A 15,713-nucleotide genomic window follows, 5' to 3' on the forward strand; every position below is an offset into this window, starting at 1 on the left:
TAGTGGCTGATAACAACTCGTGAGGGCTATTGCGGGTTAAGCATTTAGCGATGTCTAGGGCCAGACTGGACGTCTGAACGCAAGCCGCTGATACTGTACATAACCACAGTATCAGCGGAGGATACCCATGTCGCTGGCAAGGAACGCCACGGCGAGTCAATCGCCCACTCAAACAAACGGTTACGAACGCCACCAACCCGACCAGACGCTGCTCTACCAGCTGGTTGAGCAGCACTACCCAGCCTTCAAAGCCTCACTCGAAGCCCAAGGTCAACACCTGCCTCGCTACATCCAACAAGAATTCAACGACCTCCTCCAATGTGGCCGTCTGGAGTATGGTTTCATGCGGGTTCGCTGCGAGGATTGTCATCACGAGCGTCTGGTCGCCTTCAGCTGTAAACGACGCGGCTTTTGCCCTAGCTGCGGTGCCCGCCGGATGGCCGAGAGTGCGGCGCTGCTGATAGACGAAGTCTTCCCCAAGGAGCCCATTCGCCAGTGGGTGCTCAGCTTTCCTTTCCAGCTACGCTTTTTGCTGGCTCGCCATCCCCAGCTGATGGGCCAGGTCTTGAGTATCGTCTATCGTACACTCTCAACTCATCTGATCAAAAAAGCCGGTTACACCAAAGCCTCTGCACAAACTGGCTCAGTGACTCTTATCCAACGCTTTGGCTCCGCGCTAAATCTCAATGTCCACTACCACATGCTGTTTCTCGATGGTGTCTATGCCGAAGATGACTATGGCAAGCAACGCTTCCATCGTGTCAAGGCACCCACTTACGATGAGCTGAATACGCTCGCTCACACCCTCAGCCATCGCATCGCTCGCTGCATGGAAAAGCGTGGGATTTTGGAGCGTGATGCCGAGAATACGTGGTTGACACTGGAAGAGGGCGAAGACGATACGCTGACTCAATTACATGGTGCTTCGGTTACGTATCGCATTGCCGTCGGCCCCCAGCAAGGGCGCAAAGTCTTCACCCTGCAAACCTTGCCAGGGCGTGAGGATAAAGCCGACTCAAGCAGTCGAGTAGCCAACCATGCTGGTTTCTCGCTACACGCCGGTGTGATGGCCGAAGCGCATCAGCGGGATAAGCTTGAGCGCTTGTGTCGCTACATTAGTCGGCCAGCGGTTTCAGAAAAACGTCTGGCATTAACCGCCAATGGGCAGGTGCGTTACGAGCTCAAAACTCCGTACCGCAATGGCACCACCCATGTGATCTTCGAGCCGCTGGACTTCATCGCCAAACTCGCTGCGTTGGTACCTAAGCCGCGAGTCAACCTCACACGCTTCCACGGCGTCTTTGCACCGAACAGCAAACACCGAGTTCAAGTAACACCCGCCAAGCGGGGCAAGAAGCCCGACAAATCGGAAGGTCTCGATACTAACTGGCGTGACAAGAGTCCTGCAGAGCGCCACCGCGCCATGACCTGGATGCAACGCCTCAAGCGAGTCTTCAATATTGATATTGAAGTCTGCGAACACTGCGGCGGTCACGTCAAAGTGATTGCCAGCATCGAAGATCCGAAGGTCATTGAGCAGATTCTCAAGCATCTGAAACAGAAAACAGCCAAGGCGAATGCCGCCAAGCAGCGTGAGCTGCCACCAGAACGAGCGCCGCCACTGACTCCCAGCCTGTTCGATCCATCACAGAGTCGTCTCTTTGACTGACGACCCCAAATCCAACACTGCTCAACACTGCCAACTTTTAAACGGGGCGGTGGGGCAGTTTGTATCTCTCGAGCTATCAGGCTAGAGATTTTACCGCCAAATCGAACCTTATTAGAGCGGTTTAGGCTGGACCGGCAGTTAAAATTGGGGCTTGAGCGGTAAACGAGTGAGGGAATTTCAGGTAAGATACTTCGGATGAGGAGCAAAAAGGTGGTTTATACTTCCTATACCCAAGCCACCACAATAATCGCCAGCAACAGTGAAGGGATCGACAGCAGGGTGTCCAGAATGTGATTCAGCACCGCGGAGCGCAAACCGTGTGTTGCCCCGGCAACCACGCCAAGCAATAAGCCACACAACGTGGCGGCAAGGGTGACGACAAACGCACCGCCCACGGTCGGGGCCGCACCGCTAAGCAGGCGGCTTAAAACATCACGCCCCAGGTCATCAGTCCCGAGGAAGAAAGAGACTTCGCCATAGCGTGACCATGACGGCGGCAAAAGCTGGTAGCCAAGAAACTGCTGGTCGATGCCATAAGGCGCGAACCAACCACCAAAAATACACAGAATTGCCAGTCCAGCACAGCCATACAGGCCGATCATTGCGGTTGCATCGCCGTAAAAATTGCGCCATGCGGTGCGCAGCGTACCAGGCGGGCGCTTTTCGCTGTAGACGCTATCGTAAGGCATACCATTCCTTATGTTTCAGAGGGTTAGCCATAGCACCCAAAATATCAGAGATCACGTTAACAATGATAACCAGTGAGCCAATCACCATCACACCCGCCGAAATCGCCGCGTAATCCTGCTGGCGAATCGCGTTAATCAGCCAACGGCCAAGACCTGGCCAGCTAAAGACCATCTCGGTGATCATCGCCAGCGTCAGCATGGTGGAAAACTGTAACCCCAGGCGCGGGATAACCGGTGGGAGAGCGTTGTGCAGTACGTGACGGCGTAAAATCGTTAACCGTGACAGACCACGAGTCGCCGCCGCTTTGACATAGTTTTGATCAAAGACCTCAATAGTGCTGATACGCATCAGACGAATAACTTCCGTCGTCGGTGCCACGGAGAGCGTTAACACCGGAAGCACCATATGGCGGATGGCACTGACCAGCATTTCATCGCGCCAGGGCGAGTCGGAGATCCAGGCGTCAATAATGGCAAACCCGGTTACGGGTTTTACTTCATAAAGCAGATCAAAACGCCCTGATACGGGTAACCAGCCGAGGGTTAGTGAGAATAGCAACGTCAGCAGCAGCGCCAGCCAAAAAACCGGAATAGAGAAGCCCATCAGAGCCAATGCGCTGATGCAACGATCCTGCCATTTATTACGCGTTATGCCCGCCAACATGCCGATGGGGATCCCGACCATTAGTGCAAAACCAAATGCCAGAATGCACAGTTCCATTGTTGCCGGGAACACCTCTTTCAGTTGTTCTGAGATCAACTGGCCGTTAATACTGGACACACCAAAATCCCAGTGAATCAGGCCATTGAACCAGAATACCCAAGCGTTCCACAGCGATGCGCCCTGTAACGGCGCATGGGGGGTGAAATAACTCAGACTGAAGCCAATAAAGGTCAGGAAGAACAAAGTGACCAGCAATAATAAAAATCGGCGTAGGGTGAAGATAATCATGGTTTTTTCACCTCGTCAGCCTTTTCCCTGGAAACCCCGGCAAAAGAAGCGTTGCCGAACGGACTGAGCACCAGCCCTTTGATGTCATAGCGGTAAGCCTGCAAACGGAGCGAAGAGGCCAGAGGCAGGATCGGCAACTCGCGCGCAAGAATATTTTGCGCTTCGTCGTAGGCATCAATTCGCGAGGAGAGTTGTTGCGAAGAGAGGGCTTTGCGCAAAATGCTGTCAAACTCGGGATTGCACCAGTGGGCAAAATTGGTCTGCGAGTTAATGGCGGCACAGCTAAGCATCGGTCGGAAAAAGCTGTCAGGATCGTTACTGTCAGTTGCCCAACCGGACAACGTCAGATCATGGTTCATATCCATTAATCGCGCCTCCTGAAAACGGCCCTCTACCGGGATGATCTTCACTTTCACACCCACCTGAGCCATATCAGCCTGAATCAGCTCTGCGGTTTTCAGCGGACTGGGGTTCCAGGCCTGAGAGCTGGTAGGTACCCAGAGTTGTAACGTCAGGTTTTCCAGCCCCAGCGCTTTTAACTGCTCGCGCGATTTTGCCGGGTTGTACTCGGTAATTTTAGCTTCGTTGTCATAAGCCCACGAGGCGCGAGGCAAAATAGATGCCGCGGTTTCCGCCGTACCGTAGTAAATAGATTGCATTAACCGTTGGTTGTTAATGGCCAGCGCTAGCGCATGTCGTACGGCAGGGTTGTTCAACGGCGGTTTATCCGTGTTGAACGCCAGATAGGCGATATTCATCCCCGGACGCAGCGTCAGGCGCAGCCGCGGGTCATCACGCAGTATGCTGAGCTGGCTGGCGGCAGGCCATGCCAGGACGTCGCACTCGCCGGTCAGTAATTTCGATAAGCGTCCGGTCCCGCCAGAGCCGAGATCCACCACGACCTGCGGCATCAAGGGGGTACCACGCCAGAATTTTTCATGCCGTTGTAGGCGAATATATTGGCCTGCACGATTTTCTGAAAGTTGGTACGGGCCTGTGCCGACGGGTTGTCTGTCGAGTAATTCCTGGCGATCCTGTTTTGCTAATTTGGCGGCATATTCGGCCGACATCACAGAGGCATAATGTGTGGCAAGGTGCCACAAGAAGGAGGCGTCGGGTTGATTTAAGCGAAATTCAACGGTGTTGTTGTCCAGTTTACGCACGCTTTGGACGTTATCGGCGAACTGCAGGCTATCAAAATAAGGAAAACTGCTACCATTGACATTATGCCACGGATGCTGGCGATCAAAGATGCGCTCGAAGGTAAATACCACATCGTCCGCATTTAGTTTGCGGGTGGGCGTGAACCAGGCAGTCTTTTGAAACGGAACATCGCGTCGTAAATGGAAGCGGTAGGTTGCGCCGTTATCTAATACTTCCCAGCTTTCAGCCAGTTCTGGCACCAGGCGATAGGTGTAGGGATCGACATCAAGCAGTCGGTCATACAATTGGGCCGCTAATGTGTCTACGATGAGACCGCTGCTTGCTTTTTGTGGATTGAACGTATTGACCTGCCCGCTAACGCAATAGACAAAGCCACTGTCACGAATATCAGCGTACGAGGCCTGCTCAGGCGCAGCTGCAGCCTGACCACTCAGAAATCCAGCCATCACGATCAGAGATGATAAAACCAGGCGCATAATTTTAAAGGGTTATATATAAAGAAGCTATCTTACTAATACTTAATGACATTTGCCATTACCGTTTGTTTTTGGGGCAGTGGGGTTGATAACCGCGAATTCGACATCGCGTACTGGTCAAAATTCATACCCGCTATCCACTTTGCATATACTCTTGTAGCTATCTTAGCATTTTCATGGCCCCTCTGACTCGCTTAAACGCTGGATTTGCTGCCAGAGAGATTATGTGAGGTGTCTGACGGGGAAAATGAATCTGTTGTGTGGGAGGCGGGAAGAGTGAATTTCTTCCCGGCTGAGGTATTACTTCTGGATTTTATTAACGCGCACCACCGGCGGTTGCATTTTAGCGTCAAGGCTACCGTTAATGCTGATCATTTGATCGGGTTTTATCGTTCGGCCATCAAAGACCGCAAGCGGGATTAGCGTATTGATACTGCCGGTTTTGTCACGGAAGATAAACTTATCTCCTCCCTGATCCTCAATGAGATTACCTCGTAAAGAGATGGTCGCACCGTCATGCATGGTTTTAGCTTGTTCGACGGTCATGATTCTTGCATTTTCAGTGCCGCGATAGCCTTCATCCAGTGCATGGGCAGGTGGCGGGGCGGTATCTTTTTTCAATCCGCCATTATCATCGGCAAACGCTGATGGCAATAAAAAACAGAACAGTAAGGGGGCGAACGATATTTTCATAGAGCCTCCATTGAAATTGATTTGACTTATTAAGTTTGGTAGCTATTTATTAATCTGGCGAGTGGGATAAGTCTCAAATTGTAATTTTTCAATAAAACAACGGCTTGGTGTTATATAAGCGAGGCGGGGAGATGAACAGAGAGAAAACCCATTTTCAAGGAGTAAAAGAGAGCCTGCGTTTTCTGAATTTTGAATCTGGCTTTCACAAGATTGGTTTTATCTGTTTGCTCTGCATTGTTTTTCTTGCTTCGGTGGGAGCGTTTTCCGGCGGATATTTAAGTGAGGTGACGAGAAAAAACACCTTAAAGACAACAGGGTTACAGTACGAAAGGTTTGGGCGCTTGCAAACGGAATTTAAATTTAAAATCTCTGCACAAAAGTATGATTCTGTGAACAAGACGTTGCGCATTGGCGGCGATTTCAACAAATTTTATGAAATGGAAAATATTTGGCCGCAGCCAGACAGCATGTACAGCAAGGGGAACGATCTTTACCTCGTCTACAATGATTCTGAAGCAATGCAGAACTTTACTATCTGGCTGCGGGTTACGCCCGTGAAGCCAGGAAGCGTAAAGAGTTTTCTCCAGCTAAATGGCGAACCTGAAATCCGCTTCAGACAATTTATTTATCCCTAGGAGGTGAGTATGGAGATGGTCTTCCGGGCATCCGCCATTTACCTTATTTTGCTGGTGGTTTTCAAAATAGCAGGTCGCCGGGCATTATTACAAATGACCAGCTTCGATCTGATTTTATTACTGATTATCAGTGAAGCAACTCAACAAGCCTTGTTGGGTAATGATTTTTCGATAACCGGCGCCATGATCACGATTGTCACTCTGGTTACTATTGATATTCTGTTCGGTTTCATTAAAAAAAAGGTGGGTGGGGCCGAATCCGTGCTGGATGGTTCCCCGGTTATCCTGCTTGATCACGGGATCCCTTTATTAGATAAAATGAAGAAAGTGGATGTCTCTCTTGAAGATATATTAGTCGCTGCGCGACAAAATCAGGGGATTACCGAATCAAGTAAAATCAAGTATGCCATTCTGGAACGCAACGGACATATTTCTGTCATTCCTGAAGAGAATTAGCGAGGCGGTAATGAATACGGAGTACAATGACGCAAAAACAGTCAATGAACTGACAAAACGGCTTGCAAACACGCTCATTGATAGCGATTTAACGTTGACCACCGCAGAATCCTGTACAGGAGGAAAGCTGGCCGCGGCGCTTTGCGCACAGGCGGATACCGCAGAATTTTATGATATCGGCGTTATAACCTTTAGCGATCGCGCCAAGCAGAAAATGCTCGACGTGCGGGCCAGTACGCTGAAGAAATATAGCGCCGTTAGTGAGCAAACGGTCAGTGAGATGTCTGTAGGAATACGTCAGCAAGCCGAAACCGATATCAGTATAGCCATCAGCGGATATGCAGGGCCGGAGGGTGGGGAGGATGGTACTCCCGCAGGAACCGTGTGGTTTGCGTGGAATTTCCGCGGACAGATAATAACAAAACGTGAGTGTTTTTCCGGGGATTGCCAGGACGTCATTGAAAAGGCGGTACGTTTTAGCCTGGCGGTATTGATTGAAGAAGTGTCAGCCTGGAAGAACAAATAAATAAACCAGGACTTATCCTAGGAAATATTTCAATGCTATGTGAAGTTATCGTCGTGAGAGCCAGGTTAATATTAGGAGAAAATTAAGTGGTAGGTAAATTATAAAGACCATGTCATTCATTTTGTTCTACGCTTATTAGTCTTTGCGATGAATGATGACTCACGAGAGGTGATTGAATGACTGACCTAAATAAAGGAAAACAGACCACCAATAAAACTAATTCAGAGCGTTTTCCGCAGCCGCCTTTTCCACATCAAAAACAACCTTTTCCGGGGCTCGCCGGAAAAATGCAACCGCGCCCCGATCATGGCGAACAAAGCTATCAGGGAAGCGGCAGGTTAAATGGTCGCAAGGTATTAATTACCGGTGGTGATTCAGGTATTGGGCGTGCTGTTGCCATTGCCTATGCCCGCGAAGGCGCCGATGTCGCGATTAATTATTTACCTGAAGAAGAGGACGATGCTCGTGAGGTTGTTGAGTTGATAAAAAAAGCTGGGAGAAAAGTTGCGGCGATTCCCGGCGATATTCGTGACGAAACTTTTTGTAACCATCTGGTAAAACAGGCGGTAGACGCGCTGGGAGGGTTGGATATCCTGGTGAATAACGCAGGCCGTCAGCAATTTTGTGAATCGATCGAAGACCTCACCACAGAAGAATTTGATGCGACATTCAAGACCAATGTCTACGCCATGTTTTGGATCACCAAGGCGGCTATTCCCCATTTCTCCCGAGACAGCGTGATTATTAACACCTCATCGGTACAGGCTTATGAGCCGAGTGAGATCCTGCTTGATTATGCTCAGACCAAGGCGGCGATAGTGGCATTTACTAAATCGCTGGCGAAGCAACTGGCCCCTAAAGGGATCCGTGTAAATGCTGTCGCGCCTGGGCCGTACTGGACGGTATTGCAGTGCTGCGGCGGCCAACCACAGGAAAAAATTGAGAAATTTGGTGCAAATGCGCCGCTTGGTCGCCCTGGCCAACCGGTAGAAATTGCTCCGCTGTATGTCACTTTAGCGGCTGAAGAGAACAGCTATACATCCGGTCAGGTATGGTGTTCTGACGGGGGGACCGGAACCCTCTGACGTTTATGCCCCCGAAGTCGAAACGTCTGAGGGGGAAAGCCAGCCCGGACAATATTGTATAAGGGCAGGGGGCGGCATATACCGCTCCCTGAACATTAACCCATGACAGCGATACCAAGACGTTCCAGGAGCAACGATGCCTGGTAGCTGTCCAGTTTGACGCCTTGCAAATCAACCCCGCGGATATCTAAATCGCCCAGTTCCGAATTGGTCAAATCACAGTGCGTAACGTTTGCTGCTCGCCAGTCGAAGGATGAAAACTCGCCGCCAGAGAGGTCTGATCCACTGAACGTTGCGCCCAGCACCTGAGTACCCATCCAGCGGTTTTCCCACAGCTCGCACTTTTCCAGTACGACTTTTGAAAAGTTGGCGTAGCTTAAGTTGGTATTGGTGATATAGGCGCTACAAAACCAGGTGCGGGTGGTGATCATATTCATAAAACTTGCGCCGCGAAAATCTGACCCTTGTGCCCGGCAGTGGCGAATTTCGATTCCCAGCGCATTGATATTCCTGAAATCAGCCATGGAGAGATCACAACTTTTGAAAATGGCATCTTTCAGGTTAGCGCGACTAAAATTACATCCTTTCTGACTTTCTCGATCATAAAACTGGCAGCCAATAAATTCAGTGCCGCTAAGGTCGGCACCCGAAAAATCACAGTTGAAAAATGTGCTATTTTCAACTTTTTCACCGGTGAACCTGTTTCTGTCAATTTTTTCGCCAACTAACGCCAGAGTCATCATGATTAACCTGTTTTTTTATACAGTGATTGCAACATGGTAAACTGTTTTAACTCTCGCGTCCAACGTCTGCCCCTGCACGCTAAATTTGGTGTTTCTTCAGTAATGCGCGGAGTTGATGGTAGGTCAGACCTAATAATTCAGCGGCTTTTTTCTGATTAAATTTCGCCTGCTGTAAGCTGGTTTGCAAAAATTCCTTCTCCTGCTGCTGTTGGAATTCACGCAGATCCAGCGGTAGGGTTACTGATGTATGTCTGGTTTCTTGCGCCAGCGGCGGTGCGGCGTGACGCCTGAACGGGTCAATCACAATCTCATTCAGTGGGTAATCGCTGGTCCCGTGTCGGTATACCGAACGCTCCACGACGTTTTTCAGTTCACGAATATTGCCCGGCCAACGGTAGTGGAGGAGCGTTTCTTTGGCCTCATCGGTGAACCCAGGAAACAACGGTAACCCGATCTCACGGCACATCTGAATGGCAAAATGTTCAGCCATTAACATGATATCGCTTTGACGTTCGCGTAACGGGGGAAGTTGCACCACGTCAAAGGCCAGACGATCCAGCAGGTCGGCGCGGAACGTGCCTTCACTCACCATGCGTGGCAGGTCGGCGTTGGTTGCGCAAACCAGTCTTACATTGACCTGCAGAGGTTGGCTACCGCCTACGCGTTCCAGCTCTCCGTACTCAATAACGCGCAGCAGTTTTTCCTGTACCAGCATCGGGGCGGTTGCCAGTTCATCAAGAAACAGTGTGCCGCCATCGGCGCGCTCGAACCGACCTGGGTGACGTTTCTGCGCGCCGGTAAAGGCGCCCGCTTCGTGCCCAAAGAGTTCGGAATCAAGTAAATTTTCGTTGAGCGCGGCGCAGTTAAGTGAAATAAACGGGCCTTGCCAACGGGTTGAGAGGTAGTGCAGGCGGTTGGCGATAAGCTCTTTCCCTGTTCCTCGTTCCCCAATGACCAGCACAGGTTTATCCAGCGGCGCGAGACGAGAAACCTGCTCCAGCACTTCAATAAAGCTGTTCGCTTCGCCCAGCAGATTATCTTTGTATCCTGCCATGATGAAATTCACCATTTGTTAGTGTTATTCACCAATTTACCCTATTTATCCCGACAGGTAAAATTAGTTATTTTCAAATATTTCAATGAATTAAAAAGTTGGCATGCGAAGTGCATTAGAACAGCAGCAGGGCATTGCCCGATATCAGAACAGTAAGTGAGGATTACATTATGGGTATTTTTTCTCGTTTTGCCGACATCGTGAACGCCAACATTAATGCGTTGCTGGAAAAGGCTGAAGATCCGCAGAAGCTGGTGCGGTTGATGATCCAGGAAATGGAAGACACGCTGGTTGAGGTGCGCTCCAACTCCGCACGCGCGCTGGCAGAAAAGAAACAGTTATCGCGTCGTATTGAACAGGCCAGCGCCCAACAGGCAGAGTGGCAGGAAAAAGCAGAGCTGGCGCTGCGTAAAGAAAAAGAAGATTTGGCGCGTTCTGCGTTAATCGAAAAGCAGAAACTGACTGACCTGATTGCCTCCCTGGAGCATGAGGTGACGCTGGTTGACGATACGCTGGCGCGTATGAAAAAAGAGATCGGTGAACTGGAAAACAAACTCAGTGAAACCCGTGCTCGTCAGCAGGCATTGATGTTGCGCCATCAGGCGGCGAGTTCTTCCCGTGATGTTCGTCGTCAACTGGACAGCGGCAAACTGGATGAAGCGATGGCTCGCTTTGAATCTTTTGAGCGTCGTATCGATCAAATGGAAGCTGAAGCTGAAAGCCATAACTTCGGTAAGCAGAAGTCTTTGGATCAGCAATTTGCTGACCTGAAAGCAGATGATGAAATCAGCGAGCAGTTGGCGCAATTGAAAGCCAAAATGCAGCAAGACAAGCAATAATAATATCTGGCGGTGCCCGAACGCGCCGCCGCTCATCACCTGTAAGGAGTACTCATGAGCGCGCTATTTCTGGCCATCCCGTTAACCATCTTTGTGCTGTTCGTCTTACCGATTTGGCTCTGGCTGCATTACAGCAATCGTTCCAGTCGCGGCGAGCTGGCGCAAAGTGAACAACAGCGTCTGGTAGAACTTAACCAGGACGCACAGCGGATGCGTGAGCGCATTCAAGCGCTGGAAGACATCCTTGATGCTGAACATCCAAACTGGAGGGACCGCTAATGGGGGGCGTTAATCTGAATAAAAAACTGTGGCGTATACCGCAGCAGGGCATGGTGAAAGGGGTTTGCGCGGGTATTGCGCATTATCTCGATGTTCCTGTGAAACTGGTGCGGATCCTGGTGGTGCTGTCCATCTTTTTTGGTCTGGCCTTTTTCACCTTTGTCGCCTACATCGTACTGACGTTTGTGTTGGATCCGATGCCAGACAACGTGGTTTCCGGAGAACAGCAGCCATCAAGCGGTGAGCTATTGGATGCTGTCGATCGTGAACTGGCTGCAAGTGAAAAGCGTTTGCGTGAGATGGAGCGTTATGTAACGTCTGATACTTTTACATTACGCAGCCGCTTCCGCCAATTGTGAGGTTAGAAATGAATAATCGCTGGCAACGTGCCGGGCAAAGGGTTAAGCCGGGCATTAAAATAGCAGGTAAGCTGGTGCTACTGACTGCGCTGCGCTATGGCCCGGCTGGGGTAGCAGGGTGGGCGGTGAAGTCCGTGGCCCGACGTCCGCTAAAAATGTTGCTGGCGTTAGTATTGGAACCTTTGTTGAGCCGGGCAGCGACAAAATTGTCGAAACGCTATTCAGGTAATCAACCCTGATATCCGAAACAACAAAAGCAAGCAACATTTAGTCAACATTCCCCCAGTTAATTTGCGGCAGAGTAGTCTCTTGTGTCATGGGATCGCTACCAATAGAAATGAAGGTGAAAGCGACAGACTCCATTATGCAGGTATCGGTGTGAATTACGCATTCTAAAATGCACTGGGGCATTGTTATGCCCCAGTTTTTATACCAGTGAGTCGGCTAACGATATTTGTGTACCCACGGTGATATTTTGTAAACCTTTCTCACCGGCAATCAGGCTAAATAATAAATTACAGCTTTGTTCGCCGAGCTGCTGGGTTGGGACATCAATGCCTCCCGGCACGGGCGTCAGCATAAATGACAACAGTTCATTACAGTGACGGTATACGGCACCGGCTTGCCGTCACGGGTCATAGACAGACGCGATTCCAGATTTTTGACATCAGCGGGGGCATTGAAGGTCAGGCCGATAATGGCGTGTTTTTTCATCGGATCTTGCGGATCCTGATAGAACTCCGCCCGGCCGCCGCGATAATAAAACTCAGGGGTGGTAAAGGTTTTTTGTTTCTCTGTTAACGCCACCTGCGGAGCCAGCAGTGTTTTGGCATCCATATCGACGGTGTAGGTTTTCCCCATCGGGAAGGTTTTTTTCGCCGTGAATACCAGCTTACGGTCATTACGCCACTGCCACTCACCTTCCATTGCGGGGGTCAGGGTAATACCGGCGGTGACCGGTTTACCGATCAGCGTTACCGGTGCGGCAGAGCGGGAGAATGTCACCACCACAATCTGCGCTGAATTATCATCACGGTTATAATTAACCGCCGAAGGGCGCTGCACAGACGCGGAAATATCCTGCACCACCAGCGGCGCAACATCCACCGGCTTCGGTTTGTTCTGATACCAGTGCCAGGTGTAATAACTGCCCGCTGCCACCGCAGCAGTCAGTAATAATAAGGCAGATATGGTTTTCGGATAGCGGTTGCCCCCCCGCTCCAGCCGGGCAAGCTGATTACCGGCAAAGGTCACCCAGCCCGGCACCGCCCAGCGGATCCGTCCGGTGAACGGGCGCAGCAGAAAACCCAGCAGAGTAAAGAGATAAACAAGACTGCGAGCCGCCAGACGCAGCAAAATAAAAGGTAAGCGGAGGATAAAACGCAGAACGTCCATGACAACATTTTCCTCTGTGTGTTGAGACTGACATCAGTTTGCCGCAGCACACAGTGAAATCCGGTTCAGCCGGAAGCTGTCAGTGCCCGATACTCTCATCCTCCATAAAACAGCCCATAAAGCAAATTATTGCATAAGGAATAATCTTAAATTACGGCCCCGGCGTATCCGCAGGGGCCTGTTCAGGAAAAAAATTATTCCAGTGCACTCAAAATAGCCTGTGCAGCTTTGACTCTTTCGGTATTCGGGTAGTTTTTATTCGCCAGAATCACAATCGCCACCTGTTTTTCCGGAATAAAGGCGACATAGGCGCCGAAACCAGTTGTTGCGCCCGTTTTATGCACCCAGGAAGCACGGTTATACGGCTGAACCTGGTTGTCTGTTACCGGATGCGGCTGCAATGCGACCTCGTTGGTCACACCGTTAATGATCATATCTTTCTGCTGCGGCCAGTCATACATTTCCCAGCCCAGCCCCTGGTTAATCGCGGCGGTTTTATAGTAGCGGGTCTGGGCGAGATACATTGCCATTTCCAGATCCGCATTACCGGCCCGTGACGGCTCCATATTCATTTCCGCCCAGCGCAGCATATCTTTTGAGGCGGATTTCACGCCGTAAGATTCCGCATCAAGCTGTCCCGGCGACACGCGGACCGGTTTTTTGTTTTTATAACCGTACGCATACTGGCTTTGCGCACTTTCCGGCACAGTAATAAAGGTGTGAGATAACCCCAGCGGTGCCAGGATCCGTGCAGTCAGCAACTGCTCATACGGCATCCCCGCCGCGTTTGCGGTCAGAGCACCAAACAGGCCGATACTGCTGTTTGCATACAGACGCATATCGCCCGGTTTCCGGGACGGCTGCCACTGCTGATAGAAATTCAGCAGATCCGCACGGCTTTTTACCGCATCCGGCACCTGTAACGGCAGTCCGCCTGCGGTATAGGTAGCCAGATCCAGCAATGTGATCCCCTTCCACTGCGGCAGAGCCAGCTCCGGCTGGTATTTTGCCGCCGGATCATTCAGCGCCATCTCTTTTTTCGCCACAGAAACCGCACCCAGCACACCTGTGAAAGTTTTACTTACAGATCCGAGCTCAAATAGTGTATTTTCAGTGACCGGCTGTTTTGCCTGAATATCGGCAAAACCATAATTGAAATAATAGGGCTTACCCTTTACGGAGACGGCAACCGCCATCCCGGGAATATCCTGCTGTGCCATCAGCGGTTTAATGGTGCTGTCCACCACCGCCGCGACATTATCAGCGGCAGAAAACCCCGGGGCGGAAAACGCCAGCAGAGCGGAAATCAGTGTTGCAGATAACGATTTTTTCATCAGAATTAACCTTCCGTGTGTGAGTAACGGCGGCAAGTATCGTCAGATTCACCGGACAGAACAAACGGTTATTTATAACAAGAGCCTAAAGAAAAACTTACAGGTGGATTATGGTCAGACGTTATCTCCCCCTTAACCCGCTGCGCGCCTTTGAGGCCGCCGCCCGTCATCTCAGTTTTACCCGCGCGGCGATTGAGCTGAATGTCACCCATGCCGCCGTCAGCCAGCAGGTCAGGGCGCTGGAAGAACAACTCGGCTGTGTGCTGTTTACCCGCGTCTCGCGCGGGCTGGTGCTGACCCATGAAGGTGAGGGATTACTGCCGGTGCTCAATGAGGCGTTTGACCGGATTGCGGATACTCTGGAGTGTTTTTCTCACGGGCAGTTCCGTGAGCGGGTGAAAGTCGGTGCGGTGGGAACATTTGCCGCAGGCTGGCTGCTGCCGCGTCTGGCCGGATTCTATGACAGCCATCCGCATATTGATCTGCATATCTCCACCCATAACAATCATGTGGACCCGGCGGCGGAAGGGCATGATTATACGATCCGTTTCGGTAACGGCGCGTGGCATGAGTCAGATGCGGAACTGATTTTCAGTGCACCACACGCTCCGCTGTGCTCACCGGCCATTGCAGAACAGTTACAGCAGCCGGATGATGTTCACCGCTTTACCCTGCTGCGCTCATTCCGCCGGGATGAATGGAGCCGCTGGCTGGATTGTGCGGGCGGCACACCGCCTTCCCCGTCACAGCCGGTAATGGTGTTCGATACCTCACTGGCCATGGCCGAGGCGGCACAACTGGGTGCCGGGGTAGCGATCGCACCGGTATGTATGTTCAGCCGCCTGTTACAGTCAGGCGCACTGGTACAGCCGTTTGCCGCAGAAATCACCCTCGGCGGCTACTGGCTGACGCGGTTACAGTCCCGTACGGAAACCCCGGCCATGCAGCAATTCGCCCGCTGGCTGCTGAATACGGCGGCGGCGTAAAACTCACTCACCTTCCAGGCTTTTTACCCGCAAATCATCACCTTCACTGATGCGCAGCCGTTCACTGCCGCAGTGCGGACAGCATCCGGCGTGCTGCATGATTTCGGCCTCACGGCTGCAATCCCAGCACCATGCCTGTGCCGGGATAACATCAATATGCAGTGTGCAGCCCTGCGCCACGGTATCACGGCAGGCGATATCAAAACAGAAATGCAGTGCACTCTCCTCAACATCCGCCAGTGCGCCGACTTCCAGCCAGACATCCGTTACCCGCGCAATGCCGTGCTGTTCAGCCTGTTCGCGGATAATGTCCGCCGCACCGAGGGCTTTACTAAGCTTGCCCCTTCCGCCGTTGTCATAATCGGTTATGGCATCGCAT

Annotated in this window: 18 protein-coding genes and 2 pseudogenes; 10 read left to right on the plus strand and 10 right to left on the minus strand. The window is 51.3% G+C overall.

Annotated features, from left to right (window positions below; all coding sequences use genetic code 11):
• Positions 1 to 127 precede the first annotated feature (127 nt).
• Complete coding sequence (locus ACOTX7_RS22590) at positions 128 to 1,669, plus strand: IS91-like element ISCR1 family transposase (RefSeq protein ID WP_000050481.1); 1,542 nt, start codon at positions 128 to 130, stop codon at positions 1,667 to 1,669.
• 230 nt (positions 1,670 to 1,899) lie between these two features.
• Here the strand turns inward: ACOTX7_RS22590 and ACOTX7_RS22595 are convergent.
• The 4 genes and pseudogenes from ACOTX7_RS22595 to ACOTX7_RS22610 form a co-directional block, all read right to left on the minus strand.
• Positions 1,900 to 2,358, minus strand: a pseudogene (locus ACOTX7_RS22595) (peptide ABC transporter permease); the annotation flags it as partial.
• Complete coding sequence (gene sapB / locus ACOTX7_RS22600) at positions 2,345 to 3,310, minus strand: peptide ABC transporter permease SapB (protein WP_004193276.1); 966 nt, start codon at positions 3,308 to 3,310, stop codon at positions 2,345 to 2,347. The pseudogene ACOTX7_RS22595 and the gene sapB, both read right to left, overlap by 14 nt.
• Positions 3,307 to 4,950, minus strand: a complete 1,644-nt coding sequence (gene sapA, locus ACOTX7_RS22605; RefSeq protein ID WP_004193272.1) for an ABC transporter substrate-binding protein SapA — start codon at positions 4,948 to 4,950, stop codon at positions 3,307 to 3,309. Before sapA ends, sapB begins: the two co-directional genes overlap by 4 nt.
• Before the next feature lie 300 nt (positions 4,951 to 5,250).
• Positions 5,251 to 5,643 carry a YdeI family stress tolerance OB fold protein gene (locus tag ACOTX7_RS22610; RefSeq protein WP_004193269.1) on the minus strand — a complete coding sequence of 131 codons (393 nt, stop codon included), beginning with the start codon at positions 5,641 to 5,643 and terminating at the stop codon, positions 5,251 to 5,253.
• 131 nt (positions 5,644 to 5,774) lie between these two features.
• On the opposite strand from ACOTX7_RS22610, the gene ACOTX7_RS22615 reads away from it, so the two are divergent.
• From ACOTX7_RS22615 to ACOTX7_RS22630, 4 genes are all read left to right on the plus strand, one after another.
• Positions 5,775 to 6,278: a hypothetical protein gene (locus ACOTX7_RS22615; RefSeq protein ID WP_004193267.1), complete on the plus strand. Its 504-nt coding sequence runs from the start codon at positions 5,775 to 5,777 to the stop codon at positions 6,276 to 6,278.
• A gap of 9 nt (positions 6,279 to 6,287) precedes the next feature.
• Positions 6,288 to 6,734 carry a DUF421 domain-containing protein gene (locus tag ACOTX7_RS22620; RefSeq protein ID WP_004193264.1) on the plus strand — a complete coding sequence of 149 codons (447 nt, stop codon included), beginning with the start codon at positions 6,288 to 6,290 and terminating at the stop codon, positions 6,732 to 6,734.
• Positions 6,735 to 6,744: 10 nt separating this feature from the next.
• Positions 6,745 to 7,260 (plus strand): 2-oxo-tetronate isomerase, encoded by a 516-nt coding sequence (locus ACOTX7_RS22625; protein WP_017900989.1) that lies wholly within the window; start codon positions 6,745 to 6,747, stop codon positions 7,258 to 7,260.
• 176 nt (positions 7,261 to 7,436) lie between these two features.
• A complete protein-coding gene (locus tag ACOTX7_RS22630) occupies positions 7,437 to 8,345 on the plus strand; it encodes an SDR family oxidoreductase (RefSeq protein ID WP_004193260.1) in 909 nt (302 codons plus the stop codon).
• A 95-nt stretch (positions 8,346 to 8,440) separates the two neighbouring features.
• On the opposite strand, the gene ACOTX7_RS22635 is transcribed toward ACOTX7_RS22630, so the two are convergent.
• Both ACOTX7_RS22635 and pspF read right to left on the minus strand, forming a co-directional pair.
• Entirely contained in the window at positions 8,441 to 9,085 is a 645-nt protein-coding gene (locus ACOTX7_RS22635) for a quinolone resistance pentapeptide repeat protein QnrB4 (RefSeq protein WP_017900990.1), read from the minus strand.
• Positions 9,086 to 9,167: 82 nt separating this feature from the next.
• Positions 9,168 to 10,157, minus strand: coding sequence for a phage shock protein operon transcriptional activator (gene pspF / locus ACOTX7_RS22640; protein ID WP_017900991.1), 990 nt, complete (start codon positions 10,155 to 10,157; stop codon positions 9,168 to 9,170).
• A gap of 155 nt (positions 10,158 to 10,312) precedes the next feature.
• Between pspF and pspA the strand changes: the two genes are divergently transcribed.
• From pspA to pspD, 4 genes are read left to right on the plus strand one after another with little or no spacing between them, the layout of a single operon-like run.
• Positions 10,313 to 10,981 (plus strand): phage shock protein PspA, encoded by a 669-nt coding sequence (gene pspA / locus ACOTX7_RS22645; RefSeq protein WP_003020532.1) that lies wholly within the window; start codon positions 10,313 to 10,315, stop codon positions 10,979 to 10,981.
• Between the two features lie 54 nt (positions 10,982 to 11,035).
• Positions 11,036 to 11,260: an envelope stress response membrane protein PspB gene (gene pspB, locus ACOTX7_RS22650; protein WP_004193245.1), complete on the plus strand. Its 225-nt coding sequence runs from the start codon at positions 11,036 to 11,038 to the stop codon at positions 11,258 to 11,260.
• Positions 11,260 to 11,619 (plus strand): envelope stress response membrane protein PspC, encoded by a 360-nt coding sequence (gene pspC / locus ACOTX7_RS22655; protein ID WP_004193243.1) that lies wholly within the window; start codon positions 11,260 to 11,262, stop codon positions 11,617 to 11,619. Before pspB ends, pspC begins: the two co-directional genes overlap by 1 nt.
• Before the next feature lie 8 nt (positions 11,620 to 11,627).
• On the plus strand, positions 11,628 to 11,858 hold the full coding sequence (gene pspD, locus ACOTX7_RS22660; protein WP_004193241.1) for a phage shock protein PspD: 231 nt from the start codon (positions 11,628 to 11,630) through the stop codon (positions 11,856 to 11,858).
• A 188-nt stretch (positions 11,859 to 12,046) separates the two neighbouring features.
• Here the strand turns inward: pspD and ACOTX7_RS22665 are convergent.
• From ACOTX7_RS22665 to ACOTX7_RS22675, 3 genes and pseudogenes are all read right to left on the minus strand, one after another.
• Positions 12,047 to 12,235, minus strand: a pseudogene (locus ACOTX7_RS22665) (LacI family transcriptional regulator); the annotation flags it as partial.
• A complete protein-coding gene (locus tag ACOTX7_RS22670; RefSeq protein WP_013214003.1) occupies positions 12,193 to 13,014 on the minus strand; it encodes a hypothetical protein in 822 nt (273 codons plus the stop codon). The gene ACOTX7_RS22670 and the pseudogene ACOTX7_RS22665, both read right to left, overlap by 43 nt.
• A 194-nt stretch (positions 13,015 to 13,208) precedes the next feature.
• Positions 13,209 to 14,348 carry an extended-spectrum class C beta-lactamase DHA-1 gene (locus ACOTX7_RS22675; RefSeq protein WP_004236386.1) on the minus strand — a complete coding sequence of 380 codons (1,140 nt, stop codon included), beginning with the start codon at positions 14,346 to 14,348 and terminating at the stop codon, positions 13,209 to 13,211.
• 110 nt (positions 14,349 to 14,458) lie between these two features.
• Here ACOTX7_RS22675 and ampR point away from each other — a divergent pair, with 110 nt between their 5' ends.
• Positions 14,459 to 15,334, plus strand: a complete 876-nt coding sequence (ampR, locus tag ACOTX7_RS22680) for a LysR family transcriptional regulator AmpR (RefSeq protein ID WP_004193231.1) — start codon at positions 14,459 to 14,461, stop codon at positions 15,332 to 15,334.
• Positions 15,335 to 15,337: 3 nt separating this feature from the next.
• On the opposite strand, the gene hypA is transcribed toward ampR, so the two are convergent.
• Positions 15,338 to 15,703, minus strand: a complete 366-nt coding sequence (gene hypA, locus ACOTX7_RS22685; protein ID WP_025999322.1) for a hydrogenase maturation nickel metallochaperone HypA — start codon at positions 15,701 to 15,703, stop codon at positions 15,338 to 15,340.
• Between the last annotated feature and the right edge of the window lie 10 nt (positions 15,704 to 15,713).

This window comes from Enterobacter cloacae complex sp. IR5418 (assembly GCF_049238105.1).
Classification (GTDB): Bacteria; Pseudomonadota; Gammaproteobacteria; order Enterobacterales; family Enterobacteriaceae; genus Enterobacter; species Enterobacter hormaechei.